The organism is Bacillus sp. JJ1609 (assembly GCF_036967045.1).
Taxonomy (GTDB): Bacteria; Bacillota; Bacilli; order Bacillales; family Cytobacillaceae; genus Mesobacillus.
Genome location: NZ_JBALSS010000001.1, coordinates 253,477 through 260,315, shown reverse-complemented (window position 1 = coordinate 260,315; position 6,839 = coordinate 253,477). Strand labels below are relative to the sequence as shown.

The following is a 6,839-nucleotide window of genomic DNA, read 5'->3' as shown; positions in this document are numbered from 1 at the left end:
TGGAACGAAAATCAACAGCTCTGTTTAACAGAGCCAAGAAAAAAAGGAATAGCAGCAAATGAAATAGAAGTAATAATAAAACGGTAATCGAGGGAGAGAGCATATGAACTGGAAAACAGAAGTGACTGAACTGTTGGGAATTCAATATCCAATCATACAGGGGGGACTTGCCTATTTAGCTTATTCCGATTTGGCTGCGGCTGTTTCGAACGCCGGAGGGCTAGGACAAATTACTGCTATGTCATTGCCTGATCCTGAGGCACTCCGCAGTGAAATTCAAAAGGTCAGACGGTTGACTGACCATCCGTTTGGAGTGAATTTCGCGATCGGCCAGCATGGAAGACCATTCTCTCATTATCTGGATGTTGCGATTGAGGAAAAAGTACCTGTAATTTCGATGACAGGGGGAAACCCATCCCCGATTTTTGAACAGCTTAAGGGAACAACTATTAAAAAATTGGTTCTTGTAGCGGCGAAAAGGCAGGCTCAGAAAGCAGAAGAGCTGGGGGCAGATGCTGTCATGGTTGTAGGTCAGGAAGGCGGAGGTCATCTTGGTAAAAGTGATATCGGTACGATCGTATTGATCCCTGCTGTAGTGGATGCAGTCAATATACCTGTCATTGCTTCGGGGGGCATCGGCGATGGCAGAGGACTAATGGCAGCATTAAGCCTTGGCGCCCAGGGAATAGAAATGGGAACTCGATTCATTGCAACGAAGGAATGTGTCCATGCAAATGAAGTGTACAAACGCAGATTGATCGAAGGAACTGAAAACGATACAACTGTTATTAAAAGAACTCTCGGGATGCCAGCAAGAGCTATTACAAATCCTCTGACAGAACGGATCATCGAAATCGAAAAAATTGATGGTGGCAATTATGAATCAGTAAAAGATTTAATAAGCGGCGCTGCTAATAGGAAATATATATATGAAGGTGATGAAGAGAATGGATTCGGCTGGGCAGGACAGGTAATGGGTCTTATCAAGGATTCGCCAGCAGTGGGTGAATTGTTTGAGAGAATAATAAAAGAAGCTGAAAAGATAAGGAGTGCCTGGGGAAATTAGGGAATATGTTGCGCTGTTGATTGATTAACTGTAAAATCTACTAAGATTAATCAATAAATTGGCTGTAAACGTACTCATTGTTGTTTTTTCTGAGGGATCATTTACTTGATGTTGTAAATCCCTTAATTATTGGCACTGTAACAGATGATTGTTGTTTTTTTGCGAAATGTTGAGTGAAGTGGAAATCAACAGGCAAGCCCAACAGCGCCAAGGTATGAAAAGCAACAAATACATACGCAAGTCCAAAAAGCAGGTGAAATGATGGAGTATCAATATCCGATTGACTACACATGGTCGACAGATGAGATTGTCGATGCAATCCATTTCTATGAATGTATCGAAAAGGCTTATGAAAATGGGATTGACCGGGACGTTTTGCTGCAGGCATATCGCCGTTTCAAGGAAATCGTACCAGGCAAGGCTCAAGAAAAGACACTCTTCAATGAGTTCGAAGAGGTGAGCGGCTACGCTTCCTATCAGGCTGTTAAGTCGATAAAAGAAACTAGCTCAGGAAATAAGATAAAAATAGCTCAACAAAAAAGAAAGTATTAATCAATCAACACGAAAAGGAGCCCATAAAAAATGGGCTCCTTATTTTGTTAGAAGAGCTTCCTGGCGACTTCCTATAAAGTCAAAATACTTTCCCTGCAGGAGGGCTAAAACGGCCCCAATGGAGTAGCGCGACCAGACACCAGATTTGACAGGTTTAGGCAGCCAGCGCTTATTGGAGCTATGCAGTTGCCTTTGCTTTTCTAGGTTTATGCCAATTTATATAGGGGTAATATCTCTTTAAATACAAACTCAATTTTGGAAAGCATTTCTTCACCGCTAATGTTGACGGCTTGCTCGCGTGGAATGTTCATTCCGCATAAGATTTCAGCCTTTTTCACCGTCTGAAGGCGAGTGAACATTGTAAGGAGTTCTTCCTTGGTTAAGTCGCTGTGCAAGGTGGCATCTGGCTTCATATGATCGCCAGACCAGTAGAAATCCTTCGGAATCTGCTTGTAGATGGAATGAATGTTTTTTTCTAGCTTCTTGCCGAATGCTTCCTTATCAGGTGCTTCGTAAATAACGGCAAACCAGATAAAAACATGGGTTTCCCATAGTCCGATTTGAAAATGAGGGAGCATTTTATAACCTCTTGGATTACTTGCAAAAGCAACCCATGTATCCTTTGGAGGATTCTTTGTTCTTCGCGCATGTTTTGCAACATGGTAATGCATTTCATCTCCTGCGAGGCTCGATAAAGTTGGAGCAAAGTGATGACCGAGCGCTTCCAACTTGGGTCGGATTTGAGATTTCAAGGCCTCCATTCGTTCATCGAGACCGTCAATATTAAAAACATTAAAATCAGCTTGTGTGAATCCTGAAAATGACAATATGATAACCTCCTACTGCTTTGTCAAATATTGTAGCAAAAGCTTATCGAAATTTGAAGCAACAGGCATTTTCGAAAACTAGGTATACGCACATATTTGTACCAATGCCACTTAATAGTTCATACAATAAATAAAAATCCAGAAAATAAATAGAGGAGTGTAGAATAATGAAACAACTAATAAATTCGACAAGAAAAAAAAATGGTGAAATGCAACGGACTGCAGTACTGAGATTGGAAATGGATTATGAATTGGCTACACTTTTTGACGCTATGAATGACTCTGATAAGCCTAAAATGAAAGAATGTAAACAAAGATTAGAAAGAATCAGACAGGAATTATTACGGTTAAAAGCATTGTAATCTTGATAAATGAATCAGAAAGAAAAAGGAAAAGAGATAATGAAGAAATCAGCTTTAGAAAACTGTATCATAAATCGACTTTAACGAACTCCTGTATTGATGACGGAGTTCGTTTCTTATGTTTTTAGATAAGATCGTTCACTCTTTGCATGTAAGATCACCATGCGGGGGAATCCTAAAACTTGATGAAAAGGAAATAAATCCGCTAAGCTAAGATATACTCCAAACTTATGTCGGGGCTTTATGAGTGAACTAAAAACTATTACCTATACTGATAATCAAGGCCATAAACTGTAAATAATGAGCTTATTTAAAATGGCTCTGTTAAAGTTCAATGTTGATTTTTGATTTTTAGCACCTGTTGATTGGAGCGGAGGGCACTCGACTCCTGCGGGCTCACTTGACGCCCCTAGAAGAATTTGTTTATGAAAAAGCCGGCTTGGGCTTTTTCATAATTCCTCCGCGGAAAGCGAGTGCCTGGAGCGGAATTCAACAGACAAGTTTAACAAAGCCTTTAAAATAAAGGATCGGGGGAATGCTGAATGGATTACAATTTGAAAGAGATTGATACATATGCAAAAAAATGGGTTAAAGAAGCTGGAGAAAATATAAGGGCTTCTTTTCCGAAAACATTGAATGTCACGTCAAAATCAAATCCAAATGACTTGGTTACAGATATAGACAAAGGGACAGAGAAATATTTCATCGAGAAAATCAAAGGAACTTTCCCAGACCACCGTATTTTGGGAGAGGAAGGCTACGGTGATAAAGTAACAGACCTTTCAGGAGTAGTCTGGATTATTGATCCGATAGATGGCACTATGAATTTTGTCCATCAGCAGCGTAACTTTGCGATTTCAATCGGGATTTATATAGACGGTGAAGGAATGATCGGCTTGATTTATGATGTGGTTCATGATGAACTGTACCACTGCATCAAAGGAAATGGTGTTTATTTGAATGAGAATTCTATCCCAAACCTTGAGCCATCTAAAGTGAATGAATCCATCATTGCCCTGAATGCAACATGGGTGGCTCCTAATAAGCGAATTAACCATGAATTACTTATTCCTCTTGTCAAAGATGTACGTGGGACCCGGTCATATGGTTCAGCAGCCATGGAAATGGTATATGTAGCGACCGGAAGAATAGATGCATACCTCACTCCGAGACTGGCACCGTGGGATATTGCCGCAGGCATCATCATGATTAAAGAGCTTGGCGGGGAAGCTACTACTCTCAGAGGAGAAGAATTCGATATGCTGCAGGAAAATTCTTTGTTCGTATCGAAACCGGGACTTCATGGTGATATATTGAAAAATTATCTTAAGGATGGAAAATGGTAAAAGTGATGTGGAGGGCATTCCAGAATACAGATCTCCCTTTTTTTCAAGAAGTAATTTCAGCAAGTGGAAAATGGCGGGAAAATGAATTGCAGGGTGCTGAGCTAAGCGATTATATGAATCAATATGATGAATTAGATGGTGAATGGCGAATTTGGGACTGGGAAGGTTCTCCAGCTGCAATCACATACCACTTGGATTCATCTCCATCAAACCACAAAGCCTGGCTCGGAACTGTACTGGTCAAAGCCTCGGAAAGACGAAAAGGTGTTGCTGCTTCGATCTTGAATCAGCTTGCTGCAGATTTGAAAGAGAAAGGCCATAGGGCAATATTCGCAGGAGTGCCGATAGATGAATATGAATGGTCAAACTTCCTTAGTGATTGTGGATTCGAACAATTTAAATCAGAAAAAAATAAAGGCGAAACCTTTTTGATCATGGTTCGCCCGCTCGATTAGCCGGCTGGGTTGCAGCCGGCTTTTACATTAAAATTTTATCGGAGGATCAAAGCTCTCCTGCTTCCCTCATTTTCTTTTTCTTTTTAAAACCGAAACCCATGACAAGTACTAGAGCAATAATACAGGAAATCACTCCCATAACACTCCGTTCTCCTATGGCTATTCCAATGCCAATCATGCATGAAGCGGCTGCAAAAGCGAAAAATAATAATGGCCATTTTATTTGCTTCAAGGTAGTTCCCCCATTCGACATTTGGTTGCAAATAATAATATATTTAATTGTACATTAAAATGCTTTTAGGTTTCTACACAAATTATGTTATAATATGTAGGTTGTGAAAAAAGCCAATAGATAAAATTACGATATTAAAGGCAGGGTGACTTTTTTGAAATTAAGAGAAGATATTAGAAATATAGCAATTATTGCCCACGTTGACCATGGTAAAACAACGTTGGTTGACCAGCTTCTGAAGCAATCAGGTACATTCCGTACAAATGAGCATGTTGAAGAACGTGCAATGGATTCAAATGATTTAGAAAGAGAACGCGGTATTACCATTCTTGCGAAAAATACAGCGATTCAATATAAGGATAACCGCATCAACATCCTTGATACACCTGGCCACGCCGACTTCGGCGGTGAAGTTGAACGTATCATGAAAATGGTTGATGGCGTATTATTGGTAGTCGATGCATATGAAGGTTGTATGCCACAGACTCGCTTTGTTTTGAAAAAAGCGCTTGAACAGCATTTGACGCCAATTGTTGTTGTTAACAAGATCGACCGTGATTTCGCTCGTCCTCAGGAAGTAGTGGATGAAGTAATTGATTTGTTCATTGAACTTGGAGCAGATGAAGACCAGCTTGAATTCCCGGTTGTCTACGCTTCAGCGATCAATGGTACTGCAAGCTTAAATCCGGAAAAGCAGGATGAAAACATGCAGTCACTTTATGATTCAATCATTGAACATATTCCTGCTCCAGTTGATAATCGCGAAGAGCCACTTCAATTCCAAGTTGCGCTTCTTGATTACAATGACTATGTTGGCAGAATCGGAATTGGCCGTGTTTTCCGCGGAACAATGAAAGTAGGCCAGCAGGTTGCCCTAATGAAATTGGATGGATCAGTTAAGCAATTCCGCGTAACGAAAATCTTCGGATTCTTTGGCCTGAAGCGCCAAGAAGTCGAAGTAGCATACGCTGGAGATTTGATTGCTGTTTCTGGTATGGAAGATATTAACGTAGGTGAAACAGTTTGTCCGTTTGACCAGCAGGATGCATTACCAGTTTTAAGAATCGATGAGCCAACACTTCAAATGACTTTCCTAGTGAACAACAGTCCATTTGCCGGCAGAGAGGGCAAATACTTAACTTCAAGGAAAATCGAAGAAAGACTTCGTGCTCAGCTTCAAACAGATGTAAGCTTAAGGGTTGATAACACAGATTCCCCAGATGCTTGGATTGTTTCTGGTCGTGGGGAACTTCACCTATCGATCTTAATCGAAAATATGCGCCGTGAAGGTTACGAGCTTCAAGTATCAAAACCTGAAGTTATTGTTAAAGATGTTGACGGTGTAAGATGCGAGCCTGTTGAACGAGTACAAATCGATGTTCCAGAGGAAAACACAGGAGCTGTTATGGAGTCAATCGGTGCACGTAAAGGTGAAATGCTCGACATGATCAATAATGGAAGCGGCCAGGTTCGTTTGATTTTCAATGTTCCTGCACGTGGACTTATTGGATATACAACAGAATTTTTAACTTTAACTCGTGGGTATGGTATCATTAACCACACATTCGATAGCTACCAGCCGATGCTTCAAGGGCAAGTTGGAGGACGCCGCCAGGGTGTTCTTGTATCAATGGAGTCTGGAAAAGCTTCTACTTATGGAATCATGCAGGTTGAAGACCGTGGAACAATTTTCGTTGAGCCAGGTACAGAAATTTATGAAGGCATGATCGTCGGCGAGCACACTCGTGAAAATGACATTACTGTTAATGTCACGAAGGTAAAGGCAGCAACTAATATTCGTTCTGCAAATAAGGATCAAACTTCTGTCATCAAAAAGCCAAGAATCATGACTCTTGAAGAGTCATTAGAGTACTTGAATGATGATGAATATTGTGAAGTAACACCTGAGTCTATTCGCCTTCGTAAAAAGATTCTTGATAAAAATGAACGTGAAAGACAAGCGAAGAAGAAAAAGTTTGCTGAGATTTAAGCTTAAGTA

8 protein-coding genes are annotated in these 6,839 nt (G+C 40.5%); 6 read left to right on the top strand and 2 right to left on the bottom strand.

The features are described from left to right. Positions 1–103: 103 nt before the first annotated feature. Both V7654_RS01300 and V7654_RS01295 read left to right on the top strand, forming a co-directional pair. A complete protein-coding gene (locus V7654_RS01300; protein ID WP_335427867.1) occupies positions 104–1,066 on the top strand; it encodes an NAD(P)H-dependent flavin oxidoreductase in 963 nt (320 codons plus the stop codon). A 261-nt stretch (positions 1,067–1,327) separates the two neighbouring features. Next, positions 1,328–1,618: a UPF0223 family protein gene (locus tag V7654_RS01295; RefSeq protein ID WP_335427866.1), complete on the top strand. Its 291-nt coding sequence runs from the start codon at positions 1,328–1,330 to the stop codon at positions 1,616–1,618. A 206-nt stretch (positions 1,619–1,824) separates the two neighbouring features. On the opposite strand, the gene V7654_RS01290 is transcribed toward V7654_RS01295, so the two are convergent. Next, positions 1,825–2,445 (bottom strand): YktB family protein, encoded by a 621-nt coding sequence (locus V7654_RS01290; RefSeq protein WP_335427864.1) that lies wholly within the window; start codon positions 2,443–2,445, stop codon positions 1,825–1,827. Between the two features lie 167 nt (positions 2,446–2,612). On the opposite strand from V7654_RS01290, the gene V7654_RS01285 reads away from it, so the two are divergent. From V7654_RS01285 to V7654_RS01275, 3 genes are all read left to right on the top strand, one after another. Further along, positions 2,613–2,807, top strand: coding sequence for a hypothetical protein (locus V7654_RS01285; protein ID WP_335378242.1), 195 nt, complete (start codon positions 2,613–2,615; stop codon positions 2,805–2,807). A 542-nt stretch (positions 2,808–3,349) separates the two neighbouring features. After that, entirely contained in the window at positions 3,350–4,153 is an 804-nt protein-coding gene (locus tag V7654_RS01280) for an inositol monophosphatase family protein (RefSeq protein WP_335427863.1), read from the top strand. Then, positions 4,147–4,608 carry a GNAT family N-acetyltransferase gene (locus V7654_RS01275; RefSeq protein WP_335427860.1) on the top strand — a complete coding sequence of 154 codons (462 nt, stop codon included), beginning with the start codon at positions 4,147–4,149 and terminating at the stop codon, positions 4,606–4,608. Before V7654_RS01280 ends, V7654_RS01275 begins: the two co-directional genes overlap by 7 nt. Positions 4,609–4,654: 46 nt before the next feature. Here V7654_RS01275 and V7654_RS01270 read toward each other — a convergent pair whose 3' ends face one another. Further along, positions 4,655–4,840: a YlaF family protein gene (locus tag V7654_RS01270; RefSeq protein WP_335427858.1), complete on the bottom strand. Its 186-nt coding sequence runs from the start codon at positions 4,838–4,840 to the stop codon at positions 4,655–4,657. Between the two features lie 154 nt (positions 4,841–4,994). Between V7654_RS01270 and typA the strand changes: the two genes are divergently transcribed. Further along, positions 4,995–6,830, top strand: coding sequence for a translational GTPase TypA (gene typA, locus V7654_RS01265; RefSeq protein WP_335427857.1), 1,836 nt, complete (start codon positions 4,995–4,997; stop codon positions 6,828–6,830). Positions 6,831–6,839: the final 9 nt, after the last annotated feature.

Bases quoted from the DNA above. Each gene is read 5' to 3' on its own strand.
- V7654_RS01300 (WP_335427867.1), top strand. From the start codon at position 104: ATGAACTGGAAAACAGAAGTGACTGAACTGTTGGGAATTCAATATCCA.
- V7654_RS01295 (WP_335427866.1), top strand. From the start codon at position 1,328: ATGGAGTATCAATATCCGATTGACTACACATGGTCGACAGATGAGATT.
- V7654_RS01285 (WP_335378242.1), top strand. From the start codon at position 2,613: ATGAAACAACTAATAAATTCGACAAGAAAAAAAAATGGTGAAATGCAA.
- V7654_RS01280 (WP_335427863.1), top strand. From the start codon at position 3,350: ATGGATTACAATTTGAAAGAGATTGATACATATGCAAAAAAATGGGTT.
- V7654_RS01275 (WP_335427860.1), top strand. From the start codon at position 4,147: ATGGTAAAAGTGATGTGGAGGGCATTCCAGAATACAGATCTCCCTTTT.